At 71.4% G+C, this 25,492-nt stretch carries 26 protein-coding genes; 10 read left to right on the top strand and 16 right to left on the bottom strand.

Going from position 1 to position 25,492, the window contains the following annotated elements; all coding sequences use genetic code 11:
- Window positions 1-55 precede the first annotated feature (55 nt).
- On the top strand, window positions 56-721 hold the full coding sequence (locus tag ACWEN0_RS04500; protein WP_451968857.1) for an HAD family hydrolase: 666 nt from the start codon (window positions 56-58) through the stop codon (window positions 719-721).
- On the opposite strand, the gene ACWEN0_RS04495 is transcribed toward ACWEN0_RS04500, so the two are convergent.
- Window positions 657-893: a hypothetical protein gene (locus ACWEN0_RS04495; protein ID WP_451968855.1), complete on the bottom strand. Its 237-nt coding sequence runs from the start codon at window positions 891-893 to the stop codon at window positions 657-659. The genes ACWEN0_RS04500 and ACWEN0_RS04495 overlap by 65 nt on opposite strands.
- A gap of 132 nt (window positions 894-1,025) precedes the next feature.
- Here ACWEN0_RS04495 and ACWEN0_RS04490 point away from each other — a divergent pair, with 132 nt between their 5' ends.
- Window positions 1,026-1,412, top strand: a complete 387-nt coding sequence (locus ACWEN0_RS04490) for a cold-shock protein (protein WP_086861937.1) — start codon at window positions 1,026-1,028, stop codon at window positions 1,410-1,412.
- A gap of 3 nt (window positions 1,413-1,415) precedes the next feature.
- Here the strand turns inward: ACWEN0_RS04490 and ACWEN0_RS04485 are convergent, their stop codons facing one another.
- From ACWEN0_RS04485 to ACWEN0_RS04475, 3 genes are read right to left on the bottom strand one after another with little or no spacing between them, the layout of a single operon-like run.
- Window positions 1,416-1,892 carry a DUF2771 family protein gene (locus ACWEN0_RS04485; RefSeq protein ID WP_451968853.1) on the bottom strand — a complete coding sequence of 159 codons (477 nt, stop codon included), beginning with the start codon at window positions 1,890-1,892 and terminating at the stop codon, window positions 1,416-1,418.
- A 10-nt stretch (window positions 1,893-1,902) separates the two neighbouring features.
- On the bottom strand, window positions 1,903-3,804 hold the full coding sequence (locus ACWEN0_RS04480) for an MFS transporter (protein WP_451968852.1): 1,902 nt from the start codon (window positions 3,802-3,804) through the stop codon (window positions 1,903-1,905).
- A gap of 49 nt (window positions 3,805-3,853) precedes the next feature.
- Window positions 3,854-4,621 (bottom strand): glutaminyl-peptide cyclotransferase, encoded by a 768-nt coding sequence (locus ACWEN0_RS04475; protein WP_451968850.1) that lies wholly within the window; start codon window positions 4,619-4,621, stop codon window positions 3,854-3,856.
- A 51-nt stretch (window positions 4,622-4,672) separates the two neighbouring features.
- Between ACWEN0_RS04475 and ACWEN0_RS04470 the strand changes: the two genes are divergently transcribed.
- Window positions 4,673-6,172 (top strand): DUF3027 domain-containing protein, encoded by a 1,500-nt coding sequence (locus tag ACWEN0_RS04470; protein WP_451968849.1) that lies wholly within the window; start codon window positions 4,673-4,675, stop codon window positions 6,170-6,172.
- Window positions 6,153-8,972 carry a sacsin N-terminal ATP-binding-like domain-containing protein gene (locus tag ACWEN0_RS04465; protein WP_451969861.1) on the top strand — a complete coding sequence of 940 codons (2,820 nt, stop codon included), beginning with the start codon at window positions 6,153-6,155 and terminating at the stop codon, window positions 8,970-8,972. Before ACWEN0_RS04470 ends, ACWEN0_RS04465 begins: the two co-directional genes overlap by 20 nt.
- A gap of 16 nt (window positions 8,973-8,988) precedes the next feature.
- On the opposite strand, the gene ACWEN0_RS04460 is transcribed toward ACWEN0_RS04465, so the two are convergent.
- Window positions 8,989-9,216 carry a DUF2530 domain-containing protein gene (locus ACWEN0_RS04460; RefSeq protein WP_451969860.1) on the bottom strand — a complete coding sequence of 76 codons (228 nt, stop codon included), beginning with the start codon at window positions 9,214-9,216 and terminating at the stop codon, window positions 8,989-8,991.
- An 82-nt stretch (window positions 9,217-9,298) separates the two neighbouring features.
- On the opposite strand from ACWEN0_RS04460, the gene ACWEN0_RS04455 reads away from it, so the two are divergent.
- A complete protein-coding gene (locus tag ACWEN0_RS04455; protein WP_451969859.1) occupies window positions 9,299-10,768 on the top strand; it encodes an NCS2 family permease in 1,470 nt (489 codons plus the stop codon).
- On the opposite strand, the gene ACWEN0_RS04450 is transcribed toward ACWEN0_RS04455, so the two are convergent.
- Window positions 10,769-11,329: a hypothetical protein gene (locus tag ACWEN0_RS04450; RefSeq protein WP_451968847.1), complete on the bottom strand. Its 561-nt coding sequence runs from the start codon at window positions 11,327-11,329 to the stop codon at window positions 10,769-10,771.
- Between the two features lie 103 nt (window positions 11,330-11,432).
- Between ACWEN0_RS04450 and ACWEN0_RS04445 the strand changes: the two genes are divergently transcribed.
- Both ACWEN0_RS04445 and ACWEN0_RS04440 read left to right on the top strand, forming a co-directional pair.
- A complete protein-coding gene (locus ACWEN0_RS04445; protein ID WP_451968846.1) occupies window positions 11,433-11,864 on the top strand; it encodes a MarR family winged helix-turn-helix transcriptional regulator in 432 nt (143 codons plus the stop codon).
- A 113-nt stretch (window positions 11,865-11,977) separates the two neighbouring features.
- On the top strand, window positions 11,978-13,234 hold the full coding sequence (locus tag ACWEN0_RS04440) for an MFS transporter (RefSeq protein ID WP_451968845.1): 1,257 nt from the start codon (window positions 11,978-11,980) through the stop codon (window positions 13,232-13,234).
- On the opposite strand, the gene ACWEN0_RS04435 is transcribed toward ACWEN0_RS04440, so the two are convergent.
- From ACWEN0_RS04435 to ACWEN0_RS04410, 6 genes are all read right to left on the bottom strand, one after another.
- The gene (locus ACWEN0_RS04435) at window positions 13,231-14,253 is read right to left on the bottom strand and encodes a hypothetical protein (RefSeq protein ID WP_451968843.1); all 1,023 of its coding nucleotides are present in this window, start codon (window positions 14,251-14,253) and stop codon (window positions 13,231-13,233) included. The two genes, ACWEN0_RS04440 and ACWEN0_RS04435, sit on opposite strands and share 4 nt — an antisense overlap.
- 217 nt (window positions 14,254-14,470) lie before the next feature.
- On the bottom strand, window positions 14,471-15,274 hold the full coding sequence (locus ACWEN0_RS04430; protein WP_451968841.1) for an arylamine N-acetyltransferase family protein: 804 nt from the start codon (window positions 15,272-15,274) through the stop codon (window positions 14,471-14,473).
- Between the two features lie 102 nt (window positions 15,275-15,376).
- Window positions 15,377-16,000, bottom strand: a complete 624-nt coding sequence (locus ACWEN0_RS04425) for a superoxide dismutase (RefSeq protein ID WP_003088226.1) — start codon at window positions 15,998-16,000, stop codon at window positions 15,377-15,379.
- A gap of 189 nt (window positions 16,001-16,189) precedes the next feature.
- A complete protein-coding gene (locus tag ACWEN0_RS04420; RefSeq protein WP_451968839.1) occupies window positions 16,190-16,849 on the bottom strand; it encodes a biliverdin-producing heme oxygenase in 660 nt (219 codons plus the stop codon).
- Between the two features lie 73 nt (window positions 16,850-16,922).
- Window positions 16,923-17,519 carry a TetR/AcrR family transcriptional regulator gene (locus ACWEN0_RS04415; RefSeq protein ID WP_451968836.1) on the bottom strand — a complete coding sequence of 199 codons (597 nt, stop codon included), beginning with the start codon at window positions 17,517-17,519 and terminating at the stop codon, window positions 16,923-16,925.
- Between the two features lie 16 nt (window positions 17,520-17,535).
- Window positions 17,536-19,035, bottom strand: a complete 1,500-nt coding sequence (locus ACWEN0_RS04410) for a glutamate--cysteine ligase (RefSeq protein WP_451968834.1) — start codon at window positions 19,033-19,035, stop codon at window positions 17,536-17,538.
- 211 nt (window positions 19,036-19,246) lie between these two features.
- Here ACWEN0_RS04410 and ACWEN0_RS04405 point away from each other — a divergent pair, with 211 nt between their 5' ends.
- Together ACWEN0_RS04405 and ACWEN0_RS04400 are read left to right on the top strand one after the other, a co-directional pair.
- Window positions 19,247-20,053 carry a TrmH family RNA methyltransferase gene (locus ACWEN0_RS04405; RefSeq protein WP_451968832.1) on the top strand — a complete coding sequence of 269 codons (807 nt, stop codon included), beginning with the start codon at window positions 19,247-19,249 and terminating at the stop codon, window positions 20,051-20,053.
- Between the two features lie 43 nt (window positions 20,054-20,096).
- A complete protein-coding gene (locus ACWEN0_RS04400) occupies window positions 20,097-20,708 on the top strand; it encodes a DUF2537 domain-containing protein (protein WP_451968830.1) in 612 nt (203 codons plus the stop codon).
- Here ACWEN0_RS04400 and ACWEN0_RS04395 read toward each other — a convergent pair.
- Complete coding sequence (locus tag ACWEN0_RS04395) at window positions 20,705-22,150, bottom strand: hypothetical protein (RefSeq protein ID WP_451968828.1); 1,446 nt, start codon at window positions 22,148-22,150, stop codon at window positions 20,705-20,707. The two genes, ACWEN0_RS04400 and ACWEN0_RS04395, sit on opposite strands and share 4 nt — an antisense overlap.
- A 57-nt stretch (window positions 22,151-22,207) precedes the next feature.
- On the opposite strand from ACWEN0_RS04395, the gene ACWEN0_RS04390 reads away from it, so the two are divergent.
- On the top strand, window positions 22,208-22,561 hold the full coding sequence (locus ACWEN0_RS04390; protein ID WP_451968826.1) for an MmcQ/YjbR family DNA-binding protein: 354 nt from the start codon (window positions 22,208-22,210) through the stop codon (window positions 22,559-22,561).
- Here ACWEN0_RS04390 and sepH read toward each other — a convergent pair.
- From sepH to ACWEN0_RS04375, 3 genes are all read right to left on the bottom strand, one after another.
- Window positions 22,558-23,403, bottom strand: coding sequence for a septation protein SepH (gene sepH / locus ACWEN0_RS04385; RefSeq protein WP_451968824.1), 846 nt, complete (start codon window positions 23,401-23,403; stop codon window positions 22,558-22,560). The two genes, ACWEN0_RS04390 and sepH, sit on opposite strands and share 4 nt — an antisense overlap.
- Window positions 23,404-23,592: 189 nt before the next feature.
- Complete coding sequence (locus ACWEN0_RS04380) at window positions 23,593-24,744, bottom strand: sensor histidine kinase (protein WP_451968822.1); 1,152 nt, start codon at window positions 24,742-24,744, stop codon at window positions 23,593-23,595.
- Window positions 24,741-25,403: a response regulator transcription factor gene (locus tag ACWEN0_RS04375; RefSeq protein ID WP_364623967.1), complete on the bottom strand. Its 663-nt coding sequence runs from the start codon at window positions 25,401-25,403 to the stop codon at window positions 24,741-24,743. The genes ACWEN0_RS04380 and ACWEN0_RS04375 overlap by 4 nt, the downstream gene beginning before the upstream one ends.
- Window positions 25,404-25,492: the final 89 nt, after the last annotated feature.

Raw genomic sequence — 25,492 nt, 5'->3', positions numbered from 1 at the left:
GTACATGATCGGTTGACGTGTAAAACTGTCGGTGGTGGCCAGTACCGTGTGGAGCGTGGGCATCACGGTGGGGTTCGACCTCGACATGACACTGATCGACGCGCGGCCGGGCATGGCCGCGGCGATGAACGCGCTCGGCGTCGAATCCGGCCTGCCGCTGGACGGCGACGCGTTCGCGGCCAACCTCGGCCCGCCGCTCGACGACATCCTGCGCGGCTTCGAAGCGCCGGAGGAGCGCATTCCCGGCCTCGTGGACCGGTTCCGCGCGCTGTACCCGGACATGGTCGTGCCGAGCACGGTCGCGCTGCCGGGCACGGTCGAGTCGCTGCGCGCGGTCCGGGCCGCGGGCGGGCGCACGCTCGTCGTCACCGGGAAGTACGGGCCCAACGCGCAACTGCACGTCGACGCGCTCGGCCTGGAGGTCGACGAGGTCGTCGGCGAGCTGTGGTCGACGCGGAAGGCGGAGGCCCTCCTGGCGCACGACGCGCGGGTGTATGTCGGAGATCACGCCGGCGACGTCCGGGGTGCGCTCGCCGCGAAAGCGGTTGCGGTCGGCGTCACGACCGGGCCGTGCGACCGGGCGCTGCTCCTGAGCGAAGGCGCCGAAGTGGTGTTCGACTCGTTGACGGAGTTTCCCGCCTGGTTCGAGAAGACCCTCAGTTCTTGGCGCGAGCTTCGCGGACCAGCGCGATCAGGCCGAGCAGCAGGCCCAGCGGGGTGATGACGCCGGCGGCGACGGACAGCCAGATCGGCAGGTTCTCCAGGCCGGCGGCGAACATGATGAAGACGGTCAGCACGGCGAGCATGCCGATGCCGAACAAGCCGATGCCGATGCGCATCAGGAACGGTTTGCCGGGGGCGGCCACGGCGGCCTCCTTCGTCGCCTTACTCATGAAGCAGAGCGTATCCGGCAGTATCGACTTCTCCCCAGGGCGTGTGGCGAGATACCCTTTCAGGAGCGCGCCCTGGGTACGCCCCCGGGCGCGTTCGTCGTGAGCGGGACAGCAGAAGGATTGGTGAGGGAAGTGCCGACCGGCAAGGTCAAGTGGTACGACGCGGAGAAGGGGTTCGGGTTCGTCACGCAGGACGGTGGCGCCGACGTCTACATTCGCAAGGCCGCGCTGCCGCAGGGCGTCGAGGGGCTCAAAGCCGGGCAACGCCTGGAGTTCGGCGTCGCCGACGGCCGCCGCGGGCCGCAGGCGCTTTCCGTCCGGCTGCTCGACCCGCCGCCGTCCGTCGCCGAGGCGCGCCGCCGCCCCGCGGAGGAGCTGCACGGCCTGATCGAGGACATGATCAAGCTGCTCGAGCTGAAGGTGCAGCCGGACCTGCGGCGCAACCGCTACCCGGACCGCAAGCACACCAAGCAGATCGGCGAGATCATGCGCGCGGTCGCCCGGGACCTCGATCCCTGAGCCTCAGGCTTCGAGCCGGAGACCCCACACGTCACTGGGCAGCAGGCCCGATTCGCCGGTGCCCGCGTTCAGCACGGCCGTGTACTTCTGCACGTCGACCGCCGAGATGCGGTCGGCGGGCGTCGGCGGCGTGACCGTGTACGCGTAGCGGTCCAGTGACGTGAACGGGATCGGGTCGCTCTGCTTGTACTCGCCCTGCGGCGTGACGTACTCGTAGACGATCTGCCACGGCGCGTCGGCGACCTCGCCGGGCACCGAGATCTGCACGGGCTTGCCCGGGCGGACCTTCAGCGTCCGCGTGTCGCCGCTCGCGCTGCACGGCTGCGCGAGCTGCCGCGAGTAGTCGCAAGTCAGCACGGGCGTGGTGGTGATCGTGTGGCCGTCGGCGTAGAACGTGACCTCCGCCGGGCCGGGTGCCGAACAGCCGGCCACCGTGAACCCACCGGCCGCGAGGAGGGCCACCACCCGGGAACTTCGCATGCGCCGGAGCCTACCGGCGGGGTGCCGGGTCCCTGGGCAGGCCCTGGGCCGGGAAGCTGCCGGTCGGTTCGGGACGCAGCGGCCGGTCGCCGCCGAGACCCGGCACGAGCGAGCCGCCGCGGCGCACCAGGTACGTCTGCGTGAGGCCGACCACCAGGACGACCGTGATCACCAGGAAGCCGATCCAGTACGTCGGCGGCAGCAGCAGGCCGACCGCACCGCCGAGGCACCAGGCCAGCTGCAGCACGGTTTCCGAGCGGCCGAACGCCGACGCGCGCGACTCCTCGGGCAGGTCTTCCTGGATGACGGCGTCGAGGCTGATCTTGGCCAGCGCGCTGGCCGTCGCGCCGACCAGGCCGACGATCGCGGCCGTGGCCAGGCCGGGCAGGATCGTCGCGACCAGCGCGGCGAGCACGCAGCCCGCGACGCAGCCGACGATCACCTGGTCCGGGCTGCCGAAGTGCAGGCGCGAACCCAGCGCGTTGCCGAGGAAGCCGCCGGCGCCGGCCGCGGCGCCGATCACGCCGAGCAGCAGCAGCTGCATGAACGGGCTGTGCCCGCTGCCTTCCGTCTGCGCCTTGACGGCGAACGCGGCGAACATCATCAGGAAGCCGGTGAGCACGCGCACCGAGCCGTTGCCCCACAGCGCGACGACGATGTGGCGCCCCATCGGCTGGCGGCGCTTCTTCTCCTTGGGGTGCGCCCAAAGCGACGTCGGGACCTCGCCCTCGGTCGCCTCCACCCAGGCCGGGATCCGCATGGACTGGACGGCGGCGGCGACGCAGATCAGCGCGGTGAACCACAGCGCGCCCGCCGAGCCGGAGATGGCGTTGACGCCGCTGGCCAGCGCGCCGAACACACCCGCCGCGACCAGCCCGAACGTCGTCAGCCGGGCGTTCGTCTTGGAGAGCGTGATTTCCGAGGGCAGCACCCGGGGCGTCACCGCGGCCTTGAGCACGGTGAACGACTTGGACAGCACCATCATCCCGAGCGCGGCGGGGTAGAGCAGCCAGTCGTCGAAGTGCAGCGCCATCACGACGGCCATCAGGCCCTGACCGATCGACGACGCGCACATCGCCAGCCGCCGCCCGCGCTGGACCTTGTCGAGCGCGGGCCCGATCACGGGCGCGACCAGCGCGAACGGCGCGATCGTGATGAGCAGGTAGAGCGCGACCTTGCCCTTGCTCTCGCCGCTGGTCGCGGCGAAGAAGAGGGTGTTGGCCAGCGCGATCGCCATCGCCGCGTCGCTGGCGTAGTTCAGCATCACGGCGTAGGTCAGCGAGGTCAGGCCGGACTTTTCGGCGCCGTCGGCCTTCGTCGCGCGCTGGAAGGCGCCGACGGCCTGGCCGGTCAGCTGCCGGCTGCGCATCGCCGCGACCCGCGTGACGGTGATCTTCTTCGGCAGCTTCGGCGTGCCGCCCGGCGTCCGCGGTTCTTCGCGCGGCGCCTCTTCCGGCGGCCGCGGCTCACCCGCGTAGCCACCGGTGTCGTAGTGCTCGTACTCCCCGCTGCCGGGCCGTTCACCCTGGTAGAAGCCGGGCGGCTCCCGGTGGATCCGGTCGGTGCGGTTCGGGTCGTGCGGCGGGTAGGGGCGCGCGCCACGCGGCGGCCGCTGTCCCATCGGGGCGGCGGCCGTCGGCGCCTCGTTCGCGTTGGGCACGCGCGGCGGCGGCTGCCGGGGCGGCACCGGGCGTTCGACGCGGGGCGGCGGCGGCGCGCTCTGGTGCTCGACGCGGGTCGGCGGCGGCGGGCTGTGGTGCTCGACGCGGGTGTGGCCCTGCGGCGGCGCGACCGCCTCCCGCCAGGGCTTGGCCTGCGTGCCACCCGGCTCCGGCGTCCAGCGGCGCTTCGACTTGCGGCCGCGCTCGGGGCGCGGGCCGTCGGAGCCGGAGCGGGAGCCGAAGAGTGCCACGTCTCAATCCTGCCTTACCGGGGGTCGGTTCCGCCTGCTCATCCGTGCTTCAGTCGTGCTTCGGGACGAACCTCACCCGGAACGTGACCGGCCACTGCTTGCCGGTGAGGAGGAACTCGTCGGTGCCCGGAACGGCCGCGATGCCGTTGAGCACGTCTTCGGTGCCGGTTTCGTTCAGCTGGGCACGGAGCCGAGCTGCGTCGATGCTCCCGGTGACGTGCCCGGTGGCGGCGTCGATCCGCAGGATGGTGTCGGTGTGCCAAACGTTTGCGTAGACGTCGCCGCCGACGCACTCGAGCTCGTTGAGCTGGTCGCGGCCGACGTCGACGCTGCCGGTGACGGCGAACGTCTTCGGGTCGCGGAAGGTCAGCTGCGCGGAGCCGTTGCTCATGACCAGACGTCCGCCGGCCTGGTGGCAGAGCCCCCAGCCTTCGCCCTGGAACGGCACCCGCCGCAGCTCGGCGAGGGTTTTCGAGTCGCGTTCGATGGCGAAGCCGTCCTGCCAGGTGAGCTGCCAGAGCGTCGGGCCGAGGACGGTGACGCCCTCTCCGAAGAGCGGCGAGGGGAGCGTGGCGGTGGTCTTCGGCGGCCCGCCGGCCGGGCCCGCGGTGAGCGTCGACTGGCCGGCGAGGCCGGTGCTCTCGTAGAGGGTGTCGCCGGCGAACTCGAGGCCTTCGGTGAAGGCGGCGGGGTCGTGCGGCAGCGTCGAAACCACCTGGACGGTGAGCTGCTCGGGGCCGGTGTCCTGGGCGGGCGCCCCGGCGCAGCCGCCCAGGGCGGCGGCCAGCAGCAGCGTGGTGACGATCGGCGTGCGCACGAGGAACAGCCTGGCACGGGCGCCGGAGATGCGTGCGGCACAATTGGCCGCATGACGCTGCTGCTGACCCTCGACGACGGTTCCGTGCAGCGCAAGCTCGCCGATGCGGTGGAGTTCGCGCGCGCGGCGGTGCTCGAAGACGCCCCGGAGGAGCAGATCGGTGCCCACGTGGGGGTCTCCCGTGAGGACGCGGTCACGGCGAGTCACCTGTTCGAGGCCCAGGTCCCGGGCTACCGCGGCTGGCGCTGGTCGGTAACGGTGGCCCTGGCCGGCGACGACGAGCCGGTGACGACGAGCGAGGTCGTCCTGGTGCCGGGCCCGTCGGCGCTGATCGCCCCGGCTTGGGTGCCGTGGGAGCGCCGAGTCCGCGCGGGCGACCTGGGCGTCGGCGACATCTTCCCCACGGACGACAACGACCCCCGCCTGGCCCCGGCGTACCTGCAGTCGGACGACCCGGCGGTGGAGGAGGTCTCGCACGAGGCGGGCCTGGGCCGGGTGCACGTGTTGTCCCGCTTCGGCCGCACGGACGCGGCAACCCGCTGGCACTCGGGCGAGTTCGGCCCGCGCTCCGACATGGCCCGCAGCGCGCCGGATGTGTGCGGGACGTGCGGGTTCTTCGTGCCGCTGGCGGGTTCGCTGCGCGGGGTGTTCGGGGTGTGCAGCAACGACATCTCCCCGGCGGACGGTCACGTCGTGGACGTGGAGTACGGCTGCGGAGCACACTCGGAGGTCGAGGTCGAGGTGACGTCGTCGGTCCCGGTGGCCGAGCTGGTGTACGACGATTCGCTGCTGGACTTCGAGCCGGTGGCGGAGGGTGCGGAAGCGACGGAGGGTACGGAGGCGGAGTCCGCGCAGGCGGAGGCAGCGCCGGAGCCGGAGGTCGCGGAGGCGGAGGCAGCGCCGGAGCCGGAGGTCGCGGAGGCAGAGCCCGCAGAGGCGGAGGCCGTGGAAGCGGAGGCAGCGCCGGAGCCCGCGGAGGCGGCGGCGGAGCCGGAGGCCGCAACGCCGGAGACCGCCGAGGTGGCGGTCGCCGAGGCGGAGCCGGAGGTCGCGGAGGCGGAGCCCGCGGAGACTGTGGAGGCGGCGGTCGAGCCGGAGTCGGCGGCGGCCGAGCCGGAGACCGGGATTGCGGAAGCCGATTTGGCGCCCGCCGAGGTCGAGCCGGAGGTTGCGGCTGAGTCCGCCGATGCCGAGTCGCCTGCGGCTGATGTTGCTGCCGAGCCGGTCGAGGCGCAGCCGGAGTCGACGCAACCCGAAGCCGCTGATGCGGTTGCTTCGGGCCAGGTGGGTGTCGTGGTCGACGAGTCGGCCGAAGCCGTGCAGTCAGGAGAGACTGCGCCCGAGGGCCAGCCGGCTCCCGTCGAGGTGGTCGCCGAGAGCGACGCGCAGCAAGGCGGGCGTGGGGCGGAGGCGGAAGCCGAGGTTCCCGTCGCCGCGCTCACCGATGAGGTTGTCACCGAGGCGTCGGCCGCCGGTGCGGAGACCGGCACCGCCGCGCCGGGTGAGTCCGAAGCCGGCGAAGACGACGAGCGTGGGCAGCGCGGGTTCTGAGCCGCACGGGGCCGATCCCTTCGGCACCGCGCGGCTCCGGGATGCCACCCTGCGCGCCTGGCAGGACTCGCCCACCCGGCTCCTCGAGGACACCAACGTCGAGCGGGACCTGCGCGTCGGTGCCTATCGGGATCGGCTCTTCGTCGAGCTCGCCCAGAACGCCGCCGACGCCGCCATGGCCGCCGGGACGCCCGCCAAGGTGCGGGTGTCCCTTGTGGACCGTGAACTGCGGTTCGCCAACACCGGCGCGCCCCTCGACGCGCGTGGGGTTGCCTCGCTCGCGTCGCTGCGGGCTTCCGGGAAGACCGGGGCAACCGTCGGGCGGTTCGGGGTCGGGTTTGCCGCTGTCCGCACCGTTTCCGACACGCCCAGCGTCGTTTCCCGGACCGGCGGAGTGGTCTTTTCCGCCGAAAGGACCCGAGAAGCCGCCGGTATCGAAGGCGACGTTCCCGTGCTGCGGCTGCCCTGGCCGGTCGATGCCGACGTACCCGAGGGGTTCGACACCGAGGTTCGACTCCCGTTGCGGGACGAGGTTGACGGGCGCGCGCTGCTGGAGCAGCTCGCCGAAGACGTCAGTGATCTTCTGCTCGCCTTGCCTTGGCTGTCCGAAGTAGACATCGAGGGTCGCGTTTGGACGCGGCGGGCCGCGGGTGATGTCGTCGAGATTCGGGGGCCGGTAACGGAAAACAGGTGGCTGGTTCATCGTGGTGACGTCGTGTGGGCCGTGCCCGTCGATGTCGACGGCGTTCCGAAGCCGCTCGGGTCGGACGTTCTGCACGCGCCCACTCCCACCGACGACGGGCTGTCGCTGCCTGCCCGGCTGCTCGCGGCCGTTCCCGTCGAGCCTTCCCGGCGTCGTGCGCTGCCTGGGCCCGAGCTGAACAAAGCCCTGGAAGACGCCGCCACCGAGTACGTTCGGCTTGTTCGGCTGCTGCCGCCGGAACGGCGGTTCGCGCTCGTGCCCGAACCCGGGTTTCCCAAGTCCACTGTGGATGCCAAGCTGCGGGACGAAGTGCTCGCGAACCTGAGCAAAGAGCCTTGGCTGTCCACTCAGGACGACAGCGAGGTCTCGGGCCGTCAGGCGAAGGTGCTCGACGTCGACGTCCCAGGGTTGGCCGCGTTGATCGCCGACGTCGTTCCTGGGCTGATCAAGGGGGAAGCGCCCGCCGGCGTGCTGAAAGCCGTTGCCGTGCAAGTGGTCAGCATCGAAGAAGTGCTGGAAACGCTTACCGGCGTCACTCGTGAGCCTGGCTGGTGGCGGGACGTCTACGCCGCACTGGCGAAGGCTGTCGAGTCCCACGCCCTTGCCGCGGAAAGGCTCGACGGTCTGCCTGTCCCGCTCTCCGACGGTCGTACGCTGCCCGGTGCGAGGGGTTGCCTGCTGGTCGAAGGGTCGGCTGAACTCCTCGAACTGTTGTCCGATGTGGACATTCCAGGGCTGCGGCTCGTGCATCCCGCCGCGTCGCACCCGCTGCTGGAACGGTTGGGGGCCAAGCAAGCCGACGCGCGTGAGCTGCTCAACGCCGATCAGCTCCGCGACGCCGTCGAGCGCAGTGTCGACGACGTCAGGTCCGGATTGGACGGTACGACGCTCGCGGGCGCGGTGCTCAGGCTGATCGCGGACTGCGGGGACGACGCCCCGCGCTGGGTCGGCGCGCTCGCGCTGCCCGCCACCGACTCGTGGCGCCGTGCCGACGAACTCGCGCTTCCCACCTCGCCGCTGCTGGACATCTTCGACGCGGAAGTGTTCGAAGAGGACGGTGCGCTCGACGTCCTCGACGAGGACTTCGCCGGAGACTGGCCCGTCGAGACGCTCAAGGCCGCGGGCGTGCTCGACTCCTTCGCGCTGGTCGTCGACGACGAGCCGCACGAGCCCGATCACGACCTGCCCGACGAGGAAGCCTGGTGGGACTCGCTGGCGGAACCGCCGTCGACGCTCGTCGCCATCCGGGACCTCGATCTCGTGGACGACGATGCCTGGCCCGCCGCCTTGAGGCTGCTCGCCGCGCGGCCGGAGACCTGGCACGCCCTGCGCACGCCCGACGGGCACGCCCGCTGGTGGATCTCGCAGTACGCCGTGCTCGGCGGGGCCGCGCCCCACGAGTGGCGCCTCCCCGGCGCCGACCTGGCCGGGCTCTTCGACGAAGTCCCCGAAGTCGGCCTGAGCGAGGAACTTCTCGAGATCGCCGGGGTGCGCACCGGGCTGAGTCTGTCCACTGTGGATGAGGCGTTCGACGTACTGGCGAGGCTCGGCGAACGGGACCGGCGGATCACGCCGGGACTCGCCGCGCGGGCCTACGACGCGGTCGTCGAATCCGGGTTCGAACCCGATGCGCCGGACGCGGTGCGGGCCGCCGACGGGTCCGTCGTGGACGGTGCACTGGTGCTGGACGTGCCGTGGGTCGCCGGGGCGCTGGAGCCGGACCGGTTCGTCGCCGCGCCCGCGGACCCCGGCCGGCTCTCGTTCCTGGTCGACTTGCCGCTCGCCAGCTCGGAAGAAGCCCGGGTGGTCAGCGAGGGCGAGTACGCGCCCTGGGCCGAGCTGCCCGCGCTGAAGCTCGTCGCCGACCAGCTCGGCATCCGGCTGCCCGGCGGCGGCGTCCTCGTGCACGACCCGCTCACCGTGCGGATCCAGGACGCCGAACGCGACGTCCAGTGGTGGTCCGACGGCCGGCTGCACGCGGCCGACACGTCCGAGGGCCTCGCGAGGGCGTTCGCCTGGGCGGCCGAGCGGTGGCCCGACCGGCACCTCATCACGGCGCTGCTCGACGACCCCTCGCCGCGGACACTCCTCGCGTAAGCAGGGCCGGCAGACCTCAGAGCCGCTGCGCCGACTTCGAGCCCCGGCGGGCGGCGGCACGCTGCCAGCCGATGATCGCCATCCCGATGAAACCGAGCACGAACCCGGACAGTGCCGTCTGCACCCACAGCCCCGAAGTCGTGAAGAACAGCACCACCAACGCGACAGCCCAGATCGTGGTGCCTACGATCACCACCGGAGTCAGGTCGGTCAGCCTCTTGGGCAGCTCCGGCGTGTGCCGCAACGCACCCGTAACGTCCGGTGGATTGATCGGTTCACTCACGTGGTGAAGGGTACTCCGCAGCAGCGACAGAATGGGCAGGCGAATGGCGGAGCAGGAGACGACCCGTACCGGGACGTCCACACTGGACCGGTTCTTCAAGATCACCGAACGGGGTTCGACCGTGCCGCGCGAGCTGCGCGGCGGCCTGGTCACGTTCGTCACGATGGCCTACATCGTGGTGCTGAACCCGCTGATCATCGGCAGTTTCTCGGCCGACGACGCGGGCGCGCACAAGGACCTGCTCGGCGGCATCCTGCCGGTGCCGCAGGTCGCCGCGGTGACGGCGCTGGTCGCCGGCGTCATGACGATCCTGATGGGCCTGGTCGCGAACTACCCGTTCGCGATCGCCACCGGCCTGGGCATCAACAGCCTGGTCGCGGTCACCATCGCCCCGCAGATGACCTGGCCCGAAGCGATGGGCCTGGTCGTCATCGAGGGCGTCATCATCGTGCTGCTCGTGCTCACCGGCTTCCGGACCGCGGTGTTCCGCGCCGTGCCGGCCGCGCTGAAGTCCGCGATCGCCGTCGGCATCGGGGTGTTCATCTGCCTGATCGGGCTGGTCGACGCCGGGTTCGTCCGGCGCCTGCCGGACGCCGCGCACACGACGGTCCCGGTGGGCCTGGGCATCAACGGCTCGATCGCGTCCTGGCCGACCGCGGTGTTCGTCGTCGGCCTCCTGATCACCGGCATCCTGGTCGTGCGCAAGGTCAAGGGCGCGATCCTGATCGGCGTCCTCTCCTCGACCGTGCTGGCGATCGTCGTCGAGGCGATCGTCAAGGCCGGGCCGTCGCAGGGCACGAACCCGAAGGGCTGGAACCTCGGCTACCCGGCGCTGCCGGACCAGGTCGTCGGCCTGCCGAACCTGTCGCTGGTCGGCGACGTCTCGTTCGGCGCCTGGACGCGGCTGCCGATCATCACCGTCTGCCTGCTGGTGTTCACGCTGGTGCTGGCCGACTTCTTCGACGCGATGGGCACCATGACCGGCCTCGCGAAGGAGGCCGACCTGCTGCCGGAGGACGGCCAGCTGCCCAACGTCGGCAAGGCGCTGTTCGTCGAGGGCCTCGCGGGCGCGGCCGGTGGTTTCGGCTCCGCCAGCTCGAACACGGTGTTCGTCGAGTCGGCCTCCGGTATCGCCGAGGGCGCGCGGACCGGCCTGGCCAACATCGTCACCGGCGTGCTGTTCATCGCCGCGATGTTCCTGACGCCGCTCTACCAGGTGGTGCCGGTCGAGGCGGCCGCGCCGGCGCTCGTCGTGGTCGGCGCGATGCTGATGTCGCAGGTCCGCGACATCGACTTCACGGACTACTCGATCGCGTTGCCGGCGTTCCTGACCATCGTCGTCATGCCGTTCACGTACTCGATCGCCAACGGCATCGGCGCCGGCTTCGTCAGCTACGTCGTGATCCGCGCGGCGACCGGCAAGGCCCGCCAGGTGCACCCGCTGATGTGGGTGATCGCGCTGGCCTTCATCGCCTACTTCGCGGTCGGGCCGATCCAGGCGGCGTTCAAGTGATCAGCCGGCGCTGCTGACCTCGAGGGCTTCCGCCAGCACGTTCAGGTGGCCGAGGAAGTCCGGCTGGGGAGCTTCGTAGCGGATGGTGATCAGCACGTCGCCCGCGCCGACGCCCACCAGGTTCGCCTGCCGGACCACGCCGTCGCGGACGTAGGTGTAGTCCCATTCGGCGGCCTCCCGGTAGCCGACGTCCGCGTGCTTCGCGACGGTGCCCGGGTGGGGGCTCGCGTTCGCGATGGCTTGCAGGGCACTCAGCGTGTCCTCCTGCGTGATCGGCACGCGGTCGGTCTCCAGGACGAGCTCCCCGCTGCGGTAGGTCGCGCGGTCCTTGTCGTGGGCGACGGCCCAGCCGGTCGGGACCGGGATCTCGAAGTCCCAGCCGCCGGTCTCGCTGCCGGGCTCGGCGGGGAAGTCGTAGATCTCCTTCGTCTGCTGGTACGGGAGCGTCGTGGTGGTCGGCGCGGCCGCGGGGGCGTCCTCGCCGCCGCTCAGGAGCTGCGCCGCCACGATCGCCAGGACCGCCGCGCCGACCACGGCCGAGCCCACCAGCTTCTTGTTCATCGAACCCCCAGGTTTCTCCGTGAGAGGACGCCTGGAGGTGTCCCAGGTTGCGGTTGACGGAGATCACCCGTTCGCCTGAAGTTTCGTAAGGTATGCTAACTATATGTCCGGCGACACGCACGAACGCTCCTTGGCGAGCCGTCTGCGTCTCGCGGTGGTCCGGCTCAACCGCCGGCTGCGGGCACAGCGCGTCGGGGACGACCTCACGCTGACCCAGGTCGCCGCGCTGTCCACCCTGCACAAGTGCGGCGCGCTGACCCCGGGGCAGCTCGCCGCGAAGGAAGGCGTCCAGCCGCCCTCGATGACGAGGGTGATCGCCGCGCTCGAGGAGATGGGGTTCGTCGAGCGGCGCCCGCACCCGACCGATGGCCGGCAGGCCATCGTCGAGCTGTCCGAGAGCGGACTGGCCTACGTGCAGAAGGCCATCTCCGTGCGGGAGGCCTGGCTGGACCGGCAATTGGCGGAACTCGGCGACGACGAGCTCGAAGTGCTCTCGAAAGCCGCCGAAATAATCGACAGGATGGCGGGGAACTAACCACGGTGACGGCCACGGGTAGCGACACGAAGCGTTCGATCCAAACCACTGCTACCCGGGAAACGGCTTCACCGCCGTCTGCCTCGCCGCCCTCCCCTTCGAAGCGCGGCAGCATGTTCGCCTCGCTGCGGGTCCGCAACTACCGGCTGTTCTTCACCGGCCAGGTCATCTCGAACATCGGCACCTGGATGCAGCGCATCGCCCAGGACTGGCTGGTGTTCACCCTCAGCGGCAACAACCCGATCGCGCTCGGGATCGCGGTCGCGCTGCAGTTCGCGCCGACGCTTTTCCTCTCGCTGTGGGCCGGCGTCCTCGCCGACCGGGTCGACAAGCGGCGGCTGCTCACCTGGATCCAGGCCATCGCCTGCACCCAGGCGGTGATCCTCGGCGTGCTCGACCTGAGCGGGATCGTCGCGCTGTGGCAGGTCTACGTCCTGTGCTTCACGCTCGGCGTGACGGCGGCGCTCGAAGTGCCGACGCGGCAGTCGTTCGTCGCCGAGATGGTGGGCCGCGACCAGGTCGCCAACGCCGTCGCGCTGAACTCGTCGATCTTCAACATGGCGCGGATCGTCGGCCCGGCGATCGCCGGGTTCGCGATCACCTGGATCGGCACGGGCTGGCTGTTCATCGCGAACGCGCTCAGCACGGTCGCGGTGATCACCGGGCTGGTGCTGATGAACCCGGACAAGCTGTTCCGCGTCGCGGCGGTCCCGCGCGAGAAGGGGCAGCTGGCCGAGGGCCTGCGCTACGTCCGGCGTCGCTCGGACCTGATGACCGTCATGGTGCTGGTGCTGTTCGTCAGCACGTTCGGCATCACGTACTTCAGCTCGCTCCCGATCGTCGCGGCGAACGTCTTCCACACGGCGGCCGACGGCTACGGGCTCCTCTCGACGCTGGTCGCGGTCGGCACCTTCACCGGCGCGGTGATGTCCGCCCGCCGGGGCACGAAGGGGCGCCCGCGCGTCCGGCTGATGCTGGTGTCGGCGTTCTTCCTCGGCGTGTTCGAGCTGATCACGGCGTTCATGCCGACGTACCTGACGTTCGGCCTCGGCCTGATCCCGCTCGGCTTCGCCACGATGACCTTCCTCAACACGGCGAACGCGCTGGTGCAGACGTCGGTCAGCCCCGAGATGCGGGGCCGCGTGATGGGCCTGTACGTGCTGGTCCTCATCGGCGGCAACCCGATCGGCGGGCCGATGGTCGGCTGGATGGCGGACGCCTTCGGCGGGCGGTCTCCCTTCTACATCGGGGGCGCGGTTTCGGCCGTCGCCGCGGTGGTCTGTGCGGTCGTGCTGATCCGGCGGGGTGGGGTGTCGTGGCCGGTTCAGCGCGGGTTCGGGCTTCGCGTGCTGAAGCGGGCGAAGGTCTAACGGCCGAGTAGCGGCGGCACCACCTTCTCGGCCAGGTCGCGCAGGGCGTCGGCGGGCTTGGCGGGGTCGATCCAGGACACCTCGAGGATCTGCCGCGAGTCGTCGAGGAGCCGGATCTCCACGGTGTTGCCCGCCCCGTCGGCGTGGGCGGGGCGCCCCGCGAGCCGGTCGGGGAAGGCGTTCTTGCCTTCGTCGTTGTAGGTGAGCGAGACGGTCGTGCCGTCGTTCTCGCGTTCGCACGACCCGAACGCACCGGGTTTCAGCTGGTCCAGGGGGACGCCCAGGGCCTTGGACAGCTGCGTGCACAGCTGCCAGGTGATGAACGGGTAAGGCGCGTCGGTGATGCCCGTGCCGGGTGGCGGGGTCATCTCGCGGTTCTCGCCGGTGGCCGGCAGGGCCGGTCCCGGCGTGGTGATCGCGCCGACCATCGTGCCGGCCAGGGACAGCGCCATCCCGCGGTAGTCGTGTTCGGCCCGGTCGCCCGCCACCTGGTTCACGGTCACATGGAGGTTCGAGCGCGTCCACTGCTCGGCGGAGTCGCTCAGCCGGACGGTGAGGACCGCGCCGGAGCCGTACGGGCTCACGGTGCCCGCGCGGCCGGCGACCGTCACCGGCTCGGGGGCCGGACGAGGCGCAGGCACCGGGTCGGACCACAGGGTGGCCGAGACGTCGAGGGTGGCCGAGACGACGTGGCACTGGCCGTTCTGGTCGACCTCTCGCAGCACCGGACCGCCCAGCACGCTCGACCACGTCGGCTCGGGCACCGCGCCGCAGAGCACGTGGCCGCTCGTCCGGTTCGGCAGCGCCACGGCCATCTCTCCGGTCGGCATCGGCACCCGCCGGACCTGCTCGCCGCCCGGGGACGGCCAGAAGACCGGCAGCCGCAGCGGGGCCGGCTCCGGCGAGTCCCGCGTGAAGAACCAGGCCGCCGTGGACAGCAGGCTCACCGCGGCCAGCACGGACAGCGCGATCAGCACCGTGTGGTCTTTCTTCGGTGGGTACATCCCCCTCGTGTTCACGGAGTGACCGTAGCGCCACGCACCGACAGAATCCGGCGGTTTCGCACAGCTGAAGCCACTCGAAAGAGTGAGATCGGGGTCTCCGTGAGGAGGGTCTTGCCCGTGAGGTGAGGTTAGGCTAACCTCATACATGTCCGCTTCGTGGTGGGAGCGGCAGTCAGTTCGGGAACGGACGGAGCCCCGGCCCTGGGAACCCCAGGCCGGGGCTTCGTTCACTTCAGGGGAGTGTCGGGCTGAGCGCCCCGCTCGTCAAGGGACTCTCACCCGGTGGCGTGGGCAGCCGCGACAGCGGGAGGCCGAAGTAGACGCGGTAGGCCGCCCGGATCGCGGCTTCGGTCGGCAGCAGGACCTCGTTGCGCACGCCGTCGACCGTCTCGATCAGCTTGCTGCCCGACAGCGTCACGCGGCCCTGGGACGTCGGGCGTGAGCACGTCAGCGACTTCGTGAAGTGCGACTCCGGGGACGTCGCCTGCCACCACGCCATCGGGACGAAGTCGGCGAGCGGGCGCGGGCGGCGCTCCAGGCGGTACTGCGGCTTGCCGTCCAGCACGACGTCCAGGTCGCCGTGGGGCGCGTCCAGGACGAGGAACTCGCCGTCCGGGTCGAGCTGGGCGTCCACGCCGGTGAGCCGCAGCGGGTGCCGGGAGAACCGGCCGAAGCCGACGTCGACCAGCCAGGGTTCGTCCAGGGTGACGACGATCGCCGCGTGGTCCAGGGGCGGGCCGAGCGTGCCGTCCGGGCGGTACACCTGCGCGGCGTGCAGCGAGGCCGGGTACCCGAGTTCGCGCAGCAGTGCCGCGAAGAGTCCGTTGAGCTCGTAGCAGAAGCCACCCCGGCGCCGGCGCACGATCTTGTCGGCCAACGCGTCTTCGCGAAGCTCGATCGGCTCGCCCAGGTGGATGCTCAGGTTTTCGAACGGCACCGTGGCCAGGTGCCGCTCCTGCAGGTGGCGCAGGGTCGCGAGGTCGGCCGCGGCGGGCCGCCGCACCCCCAGCCGGTCCAGATACGCGTCGACGTCCATGCGTCCAGCCAAACACCTCGACCGCACTCGAGGTCAAGCGAATTCAGCCGACGACGAAAAACGGGGCCCTCCCGTGCAGGAGGACCCCGTTCCCGGACGGGCTCAGCCCAGCAGCAGGCCGTTGCCGCCGGCGACGGCGTTGTCGAAGCGCTTGGAGATCTCCGCCCAGTTGAAGATGTTCCACAGGGCCTTGACGTAGTCCGGCTTCACGTTCTTGTAGTCCAGGTAGAACGCGTGCTCCCAGACGTCGACCAGCAGGATCGGCACGGTCGGCAGGATCAGGTTGTTGTGGTGGTCGCGCAGCTGCTGGGTGATCAGCGTCTTGCCGATCGGGTCCCAGGACAGCGCGCCCCAGCCGTTGCCCTGGATCGTCGTCGAGACGGCGGTGAACTGCGCCTTGAACTTGTCGAAGGAGCCGAACGCCTCGTCGATCGCCGCGGCCAGCTCGCCGGTCGGCTTGTCGCCGCCTTCCGGCGACAGGATCTTCCACCACACGACGTGGTTGGCGTGGCCGGCCAGGTTGAAGGCCAGCGTGGTCTCCAGGCCGACGATCGAGCCGAAGTCGTTCGCTTCGCGGGCGGCTTCGAGCTTGTCGAGCGTGTCGTTCGCGCCCTTGACGTAGGTCGCGTGGTGCTTGCTGTGGTGCAGCTCGTTGATCTCGCCGGAGATGTGCGGCGCGAGGGCGCCGTAGTCGTAGTCGAGATCGGGCAGCTCGTAGCGGGCCATTGGCCCTCCTTCTGTCTTCGACACAAGTTTCCGGTACCGAACCTAGTAGCACACGCCCCTCCGCGGCGAGCGGGGGCGCATCGTGATCACCGCCTGGGATGACCGGCTCGTGAGTGGCGTACCCGAGGGTCCGCCGCCCGAAACCGAGCCTGCTACCTGGACTTAACTGGAGGTCAACGGGCTGTGAGATCAGGCACGGAACTCGTCCAGCCGCGTGGCCAGCTCGGCGAAGACGGCGACGTTGCATTCGAACGCCACCAGCGTCTCGTCGATGACCCGGGCGCGCTCGGCTTCGTCCCACGGCGCGTTGTCCAGCTTCGCGCGGTACTGGTCGCGGAAGCGGGGCGCGCTGCCGATCCCGTCGAAGTGGTAGAACAGCGCGCCCGCCTCGGCGACGTCGTACTGGCGCTCCAGCAGGCGGCGGATGGCCTGGCCGCCCGCGATGTCGCCGAGGTAGCGCGTGTAGTGGTGCGCCACGTACCCGCCCGCCCACGAAGCCGCTTCGCGGATCCGCTCGGCGTACGCCTGCGTCGAGGCCAGCGGTGAGATCGTCGTGCGCCAGTCCGGGCCGACCAGGTGGGTCAGGTCGCGCTCGAGGTTGGGCAGCCGCCGCAGCTCGTCGAAGACGAACTCGCCCCCGACCGGGTGACCGGCCATCGCGTCGCTCGCCGCTTCGATCGCGCCGTAGACGTAGTAGTACTGGATCGCCAGCTGGGCGTAGCCCTCCTGGGACAGCTCGCCGCCCAGCAGGGCGCGCATGTACTCCGAGTAGTTCGCCTTCTCGTGCACCTCGAGCGTCGACGCGCGCAGCGTCGCCGAGAACGGGCGGGCGTCCGTGGTCACCGACATGGGCAGGCCTCCCGGCGATCGATCTGACACGCTGTCAGAAAGATCGTAGGGCACAAGTTCGGCTTAGGCTACCCTAAATCGAGGCTCCCACCGCCCGGAGCACGAAGCGAACGGCGGCCTCGACGACGTCTTCCAGCTGCTCGGGCGGCCCGTCGACCAGCGTCCGGTTGCCCAGCGCGGCGGTGATCATCGGGATCAGGACGTCCGGGTCCTCGGCCGGCCAGCGCCCCAGGTCGACGCCGCCGGCGAGGATCGCGCGCAGCCGGTCGGTGATCGGGTCGGCGTGGGCGCTGATCCGGCGGTACGCGGCGGGCGCCAGCGCCGACGCGAGCGCCGTGCCCGGCGGCATGTGGTACTCGGCCAGCACGCGCAGCTGCAGCCGGACGAACGTGGCCAGCTGGTCGGCCGGGTCGGTCTGCGCTTCGACGGCTTCGGTCAGCCGCGTGACGTACTGGGCCGCTTCGTCCTCGACGAACGCGACGAGCAGGCTTTCCTTGTCGGGGAAGTGGTTGTACAGCGCGGTCCGGCCCACCCCGGCCGCCGACGCGACCCCGGCGAGCGTGATCGCGTCGAAACCGCGTTCGTAGAGCTGGGTGCGCAGGACGTCGAAGACCCGCGCGCGCACCTCGCGCCGGTGCGCCTCCAGCGACTCACCGAGGATCTTCGGCATCGGTCCAGGTTAGCGGTCAGTCCGCCAGCGGCCAGGTGTGCACCGGCTCGCCCGCTTCCGACAGCTCCAGGTACCGCCCGAGCATCCGGTGCAGCGCCTCTTCGCGGTCCAGCCCGCGTTCCTGCGCGCGCACGACGAAGTCGCGCTGCCAGGTCGCCCCGGTCCGCCGCGCGAGGCAGCGGCGCTCGATGATCCCCAGGTAGCGCTCCCGCGCTTCGTCGGAGACGTCGGATCGGCGCAGTCCTTCGTGGGCGAGCGGGAGCAGCACGCGCAGCGCCAGCTCGTCCGGCGGGATCCAGCCGATGCCCGGCCAGTACAGCTGCGCCTCGAACCCGCGGCGCGCGCCCGCGTAGAGGTTCTCCTCGGCCGCCTGGAACGACATCTGGCTCCACACCGGGCGTTCCGCCTCGGCGAGCGCGCGCTGGGCGCCGTAGAAGAACGCCGCGTTCGCCACCGTGTCGACGACCGTCGGCCCGGCCGGCAGCACCCGGTTCTCCACGCGCAGGTGCGGCAGGCCGTCGACGACGTCGTACACCGGCCGGTTCCACCGCCAGATGGTGCCGTTGTGCATGCGCAGTTCGGTGAGCTTCGGGGCCTGGCCCGCGTCGAGCGCCTCGATCGGGTCCTCGGCGTCGGTTTCCGGGAGCAGGCCGGGGAAGTAGCGGACGTTCTCCTCGAACAGGTCGAAGATCGACGTGATCCAGCGCTCGCCGAACCACACCCGCGGCCGCACGCCCTGGTTCTTCAGCTCTTCGGGCCGGGTGTCGGTCGCCTGCAGGAACAACGGGATCCGCGTCTCGTGCCACAACGCCTTGCCCAGCAGGAAGGGCGAGTTCGACGCGAGCGCGATCTGCGGGCCGGCCAGGCACTGCGCCGCGTTCCAGTGCGCGGCGAACTCTTCCGGCGCCACTTGCAAGTGCAGCTGCACGCTCGTGCACGCGGCCTCGGGCAGGATGGATTCGGCGTAGCTGCGCAGGCGTTCCGGTTGCTGGCCCGGCAGGGCCGCGCCTTCCATGGCGAGCACCGTGCGTTCGCCGCGGGCGGCGAAGATCTGGTCGTTCAGCGTCGCGTAGCGCGCCTTGTTGGTGAGCCACTTCTGGTCGAAGTGCTCGTGCTTCAACGTCGGCAGGATGCCGATCATCGCCAGCATCGACCCGGTGTCACGGGCCTTCGCCGCCGCCGTGCCGAGGTACGCGCGCAGGTCGTCTTCGAGGTGGAGGGCCGAATCGCCGGCCAGCGGCCGCGGCGGCACGTTCAGCTCGATGTTGTGCTGGCCCAGCTCCGTGGTGAACGACGGGTCGTCGAGCGCCTCCAGCACGGCCGTGTTCGTCATCGACGGGCGCAGCTCGCGGTCGACCAGGTTCAGCTCGACCTCGAGGCCGATGTTCTTGCGGGGGAACGAAAAACTGCCGTCCGTGAGCATGCGGGCCAACGTGTCCAGGCAACGCTGCACCTTGCGGCGGTACCGTCCCCGGTCGAGCGTGTTGAACGGTTGAGCCGCGAGGTCCATCCCCATGACCATCCCTGCTTTGCGTCGTCGTGGAACTAGGACGTGTTTCAGGTCCCGGCGGACAACCGTTACACAGCCGCTGATGCCGGGCTAGCGGCCAAACTGGTGCTCTCCGTCACGACGAGTTAACCGACAGCAAAATGAACCCGTTCGTACCAAGGTTCGCGGGACGATCGGACCAGTGCGGCGCCCGGCAAGCGGATGACAGACTGGGCGGATGGGAGTGATCCACATCGACGACCGCGGCGACCCCCGCGTGGACGACTTCCGGGACCTGTCCACTGCGGACCGCCGCCCGGACCGCCCGGGCGGCAAGGGACTCGTCATCGCCGAGGGCACCGTCGTGGTGTCCCGGCTGCTCACGTCCCGTTACCCGGTACGGGCGTTGCTGGGCGTGGAGCGGCGGTTCGCCGAACTGGCGGGCGAACTCGAGGGCCTCGACGTGCCCCGGTACGTCGCTTCCGCGGAGACGATGGCCGACGTCGTCGGGTTCCACCTCAACCGCGGGATCCTCGCCGTCGCCGACCGTCCCGAGCCCCTCACGGTTTCCGAAGTCGTCGAGAACGCGGCCACGATCGCCGTGCTGGAGGGGGTGGGGGACCACGAAAACCTCGGCGCCCTCTTCCGCAACGCCGCCGCGCTCGGCGTCGGCGGCGTGCTGCTCGGCCCCGGTTGCTCCGACCCGCTGTACCGGCGCAGCGTTCGCGTATCGATGGGGCACGTCCTGCGCGTGCCGTTCGGGCACCTTCCAGAGTGGCCGGGCGGCCTCGACGGCCTGCGGGCGCGCGGGTTCGCCGTCGCGGCGTTCACCCCGCGCCCGGGCTCGATCCCGCTGCGCGAACTCAGGAAGCACGCGCCCGGCCGGGTGGCCCTGCTGTTCGGCGCCGAAGGTCCCGGACTGACCGAAACGGCGCTCGCGGCGGCTGATCACGCGGTGCGGATACCCATGCCGGCGGGTGTCGACTCCCTCAACATCGCGACGGCCGCCGCTGTCGCCTTCTACGAACTGGCCCCGGGTGACTAAAGTGCCTCTAAGTGTTCGGGGAGTCGGCCGGTGAAGGGACCCCATGGAGCTGCGGATCCGCGGTGATCGTGCCGTGCTGGCCGGACCCGGAGGGGAACACGCGCGCGAGGTCGACCCGTACAAGCTCGCGATCGGCGCCGACCTGGCGCAGGCGCTGCACGAATGGGCCCGCGTGGCGTCGGCGGTCGCGGCCGATTCCGGCGCCGAGGCGGCCACCGTCGTCTCGCAACGCGGACGTCAGCTGGCCGGCCGGCTCGCGTCGGTGATGGGCACGACGGTGCGGTTCGTGGACCCGGTGACCGGCGCCGACACCGTCGTCGAGCCGCCCCCGCGCGCCGACGAACCCGGGCGCCGGTTCGTGCGGACGGTGCTCGGCCCGCCGGGCCCGCCCGGGGAACCGACGCCGTGGCTGACCGGCCTGACGGTCTCGGCGTTCATCGCGGCCGTGGTCGTGGTGGCCATGCTGGCACTGGCGTCGACGCTGGCCCGCGAGACGAGCGGCTGGCTCGCCCTGGTCGCCTCGGTCGTCGTGACGGCCGGGATCACGCCTTCGCTGTGGCTGATCCGCCGCACGCCGATCCTGCGCTGGGCCGCGTACGGCGCGGCGGGCGGCGTCGTGATCGCGTGGATCGGCGTGCTGGTGATCGCCTTCTAGGGGCGCCGGACGTACGTGACGAGCGCGCCCTGCGCCCGCGTGGCGGTCTGGCCGCCGAAGAAGTAGCCGTGGTAGCCGGCGATCTGGCGCACCAGGTCCGGTGAGACGTCGAACTGGCCCGAGAAGAACGTGACGCCGGGCTTGCCGGTGAACTCCTTCGCAAGCCAGCCGACGCGCGTCGAGCGGGGGAAGATCCGCAGCACCCACAGCAGCGGCGGCACGCCGAGGACGGTCAGGCCGAAGCCGATCTCGAAGAGCCGGTCCTCGCCGGTGAGCGCGGCCGTCAGCCCGCCACCGCCGAAGCACAGCAGGGCCCACACCGCCGGGGCGATGAAGCCGGCGAAGGACATCCGGAACTTCCGCACAGTCGCCGGCCGCGGTGCCGACGGGCGGCGCAGCACGAGGATGTGGTCGGTGACGTCGGCGAACTCCGCGACGGGGACCAGCCCCTCGGTGCCGGCGATCTCGGCGATCCGGGCGGGCGGCAGTTTCGCGTGCCGGACGCTGACCCACAGCTCGTCCTGGCCGTCGAGGCTGTTCCGCAGCCACTGCTCCCGCCCGGGCGACTCGGCCGGGGGCTCGAAGACGGGCGGCGGCACCGGCGCCGGCGTGCCGAACGTCAAGCCGGGGCGGGTCTTCGTGAAGAGGAGGTTCGTGCTGGTGCGGCCGGCGGAGTACTGGCCGGCGTAGAAGTAGCCGTACAGCGAAGCGACTTCGCCGAGCAGTTCGGTGGAAACCGACGGCGGTGGCGGCACGACGACCTGCCACCCGCCGGTGAACTCCTCGTCGAGCCACGGCATCCGGGGTGACCGGCCGGCGACGGCGCGGACGACAAAGATCGCGCCGAGCGGGACGACCACGCCGACCGGGACCAGCAGGAGCGGCCACTTGTGCTCGGAGGTGCTCGCGAACCAGGTCCCGGCGACTACGGCCAGCAGCGCGACGAACGCGACCAGGCCTTGGACAGCGGCGAAGCCGAAGCGCGGCCCGTGGGTGCGCGGCCGCAGCTCTTCGGCGGGCAGCGTGGGACGGCGCAGCAGCCAGAGCCGGTCGGTCGAGTCGGCCACCTCGGCGACGACGGCCAGCCCGGCGGCCGCCGCGACCGCGCCGACGTCGGCACGGCCGAGCCGCAGCCGTCGCGAGCTCGCCCAGAACTGGTCCTGCCCGATGAGCAGCTTCGCCAGCCGGCCGCGGTCGGCGTCCGTGCCCGGCCCGCGGTCGAAGTGCCGCGGGAAGAGGCCGGGCGCGAACTCGAACCGCAGGGTCCCCGCCTGGGCGGCCGGGATTTCGCGGTACCGGCGCGAGAACGCGGCCTGCCGGACGACGATCGGATCCAGGCCCCACCGCGCGGGTGCGACCTCGACGACCGGCGTGCCGGTGAACACGCGGAACCGCAGCTCGCCCAGCCGGACGTACAAGGTGTTGCCGGCCGTCGCGATCATCCGTCGTCACACCGCATGATCGATCCCTCCCTCAGCGTGACATCGTAGCCTGACGGGATGGAGCAGCTCGACGCGTTGCGGAAGTTGTGCCTGGCCCTGCCCGAAGCGACCGAACGGCTCAGCCACGGGTCGCCGGCGTGGTTCGTGCGCGGCAAGAAGACGTTCGTGATGTTCGCCGACGACCACCACGGCGACGGCCGGCTCGCCTTCTGGTGCCCGGCGCCGCCCGGTGCGCAGGAGGAGCTGGTGCGCACCGAGCCGGAGCGGTTCTTCCGGCCCGCGTACGTCGGGCACCGCGGGTGGCTGGGCGTCCGGCTGGACGTCGACCTCGACTGGGCCGAGGTCGACCGGATCGTGCGCGAGGCCTACCGCCAGGTCGCCCCGAAGACGCTCGCCGCGCTGGTGGACTAGCCGCGCTGGGAACGGACCCCGAGCAGCACGTCCTCCCAGGACGGCACGATCGGGTGGTTCTTCTTGGCCTTCGGCCGCGGCTGCTCGGCCGCGGTGTCTTCCTCCGGGTCCGCCGGGACGCGGGGGATCTCGCGGGTGTCGTCGTCCGGGTCCGGCTCGGCCGGCGGCAGCTCCGCGTGCTCCGGCGGCACCGAGTCCAGCGTCGGCTGGAACTCCGCGTCGCGGGCCGGGTCGAGGGCGCGGACCGTGCGGGGTGCGCGGTAGGCGTTCGGGTCGAGGAGGACCTCGGCGTTCTCGTCCAGCGCCGTCACCGTGCCGCCGTGCGCGCCCGGCGAGAACGCCCAGTGCGCGCGGTTGTCGGAGCGGCCGGCCTTCCACCGCAGCACGACGACCCAGCGGCCGTCGTCGCCCTTCCACGAGTCCCAGGTGGCCTGCGAGTAGTCGTGCCCGCGGACGCCGAAGCCGTACGCGACGACCTCGCCGAGCGTCTGGACGTCGGGCCCGTCCTCGCGGACGGGGTGGGCGCTCTGCGCGAGCTCGGCGGTGCGCGACCGCTCGAGGAGCACGGGGTAGGCGTACCGCTCGACGCGCTGCACCGAGACGCCGGCGCTGCTCGCCACCTGCTCGACGGACTCGCCGGCGCGGATGCGCTGCTGGATCTCGCGTGGCCGCATCTGGCTCTCCAACTCGATTTCGATCTGGCCGAGGCGGGTGATGTCCCCCCGCGCCGCCGCGCGCAGTCTCTCATCGGCCGGGAGGAGGAAACGCGTACGGCTCGCCGGGTCTTCGCACACGATGGACTTACCGTCCTCGTGCAACCCGACCACTCGAAGCGTGCGCATTGTTCGCCTTCCCCGATGCTTCACCGTTGTGGGTGCCCACGTTAGAACGGCGCGTCGGCTTGACGTGCGAGGCGCGCCGAGTCCGTGCAGAACTGCCCACTGTTCATTTCGCGACCCCCGCATCATCGGTCACGCAGGTCGGCGCCCTACCTGTGACACGCCGAACACGCAAAGTCACGATCGAGTGGATCATGAAGGCGGCAGGCGGACCGTCACCGTGAGGCCGCCGCGCCGGCCGGGCTGGGCCTCCGCGTGGCCGCCGTGCGCCGTCGCCACCGAGCGGACGATCGACAGCCCCAGTCCCGCGTTGCGCGTGTCTCCCGTCCGCTCCGCGCCACCGATCCGCCGGAACGGCTCGAACAACGTCGGCACGGCCTCGGGCGGGACCACCGGCCCCGAGTTCCGGATCTCCACCGCCGGGTCGCCGCGGACCTCGACGTACACCCAGCCGCCCGACGCGTTGTACGTGATCGCGTTGACCACCAGGTTCGTCACCAGGCGCTCCAGCAGCACCGGGTCGCCCGCCACCGTGCGCGGGCGCAGGCGCGTCTCCACCGTCACGCCCGCCGACGCGGCTTGGGCGGCCGTCGCCCGGATCACCGACGCCGCGACCTCGTCCAGCCGGACCGGCGTGCGGGCCTGCAGGCCGCGGTCGGTGCGGGCCAGGACCAGCAGGCCCTCGATCATCCGCTCGCTGCGCTCGTTGGTGTGCAGCAGGTGCGTGCCCAGTTTCCGCAGCTCCGGCGGCACCTCGGGGTCGGCCATCGCCACCTCGATCAGCGTCCGCTGCACCGCCAGGGGCGTCCGCAGCTCGTGGGAGGCGTTCGCGACGAACCGCTTCTGGCTGTCGAACGACTCCGCGAGCCGGTCGAGCATGCCGTCGAACGTGTCCGCGAGCTCCTTCAGCTCGTCGGGCGGGCCGTCGAGGTTGATCCGGCGGTCGAGCTTGCCCGCCTCCAGGCGCCGCGCCGTCGACGTGATGTCGTGCAGGGGCCGCAGCGCGCGGCCCGCCATCAGCCAGCCGAACAGCACGGCCAACGCGGCCGTCGCGACCAGGGCGATCGCCGAGCCGACGACCAAAGTGGACAGGGTCGACGAGCGGTAGTCCGCCAGCGAGCCGCTGAGCAGCCGGACCGCGACCCCCGGGGAGCCGGCGACGGTGTCGGCTTGGCCGCCGTAGAGCGCGTCGGCCGAGCCGATCGTCGTCGAGGCGACCCGGGCCGGGTCCGGCAGCGTGCTCTGCACCAGCAGGTAGTCGATGACGACCAGGACGAGCCCGGCGAGCAGGAACAGCCCGCCGTACCAGGCCGTCAGCTTCGTCCGGACCGACAGCGCGTTCACGGCGTGCCGAACCGGTAGCCGGCGCCGGGGACGGTCTCGATCACCGGCGGGTCGCCGAGCTTGCGGCGCAACGTCATCACCGCGACGCGCACCGCGTTGGTGAACGGGTCCGCGTGCTCGTCCCACGCCTTCTCCAGCAGGTCCTCGGCGCTGACCACCGCGCCTTCGGCCCGCATGAGCACCTCCAGCACGGCGAACTCCTTCGGCGAGAGCAGCAGGAACCGGCCGTCGCGGGCGGCCTGGTGACGCGGCAGGTCGAGGACGACGCCGTCGCGCTCCAGCACGGGCGGCAACGCGGGCCGCGCGCGCCGCGACAGCGCCTGCACCCGGGCGACGAGCTCGGCGAACGCGAACGGCTTCGTCAGGTAGTCGTCGGCGCCGAGGCCCAGGCCCGCGACGCGGTCGGTGACGTCGGCGGCCGCGGTCAGCATCAGCACGCGCGCCTCGCCGCCCGCCCGGACCACGGCGGCGCAGACGGCGTCGCCGTGCACCTTCGGCAGGTCGCGGTCGAGGACCACGACGTCGTAGCCGTGCACGCCGACGCGTTCCAGGGCCTGCTCGCCGTCGTAGCAGACGTCGACGGCCATCGAGAACCGCCGCAGCCCCTCGGCCACCGAGTCGGCCAGCAGCCGCTCGTCCTCCACCACCAGCACGCGCACCCGCCCAGTCTGCGCAGGCAGGCCATAAGGACCGCATAAGCGACGTCGCTTAGCGCGCCCGAATCCCCCGGTCCGTAGACCTGGCACCC

The sequence above is a fragment of the Amycolatopsis sp. NPDC004378 genome, from assembly GCF_053602455.1.
Note: the sequence above shows the minus strand (reverse complement) of the source record. Positions and strands in the feature narration are given on the sequence as shown.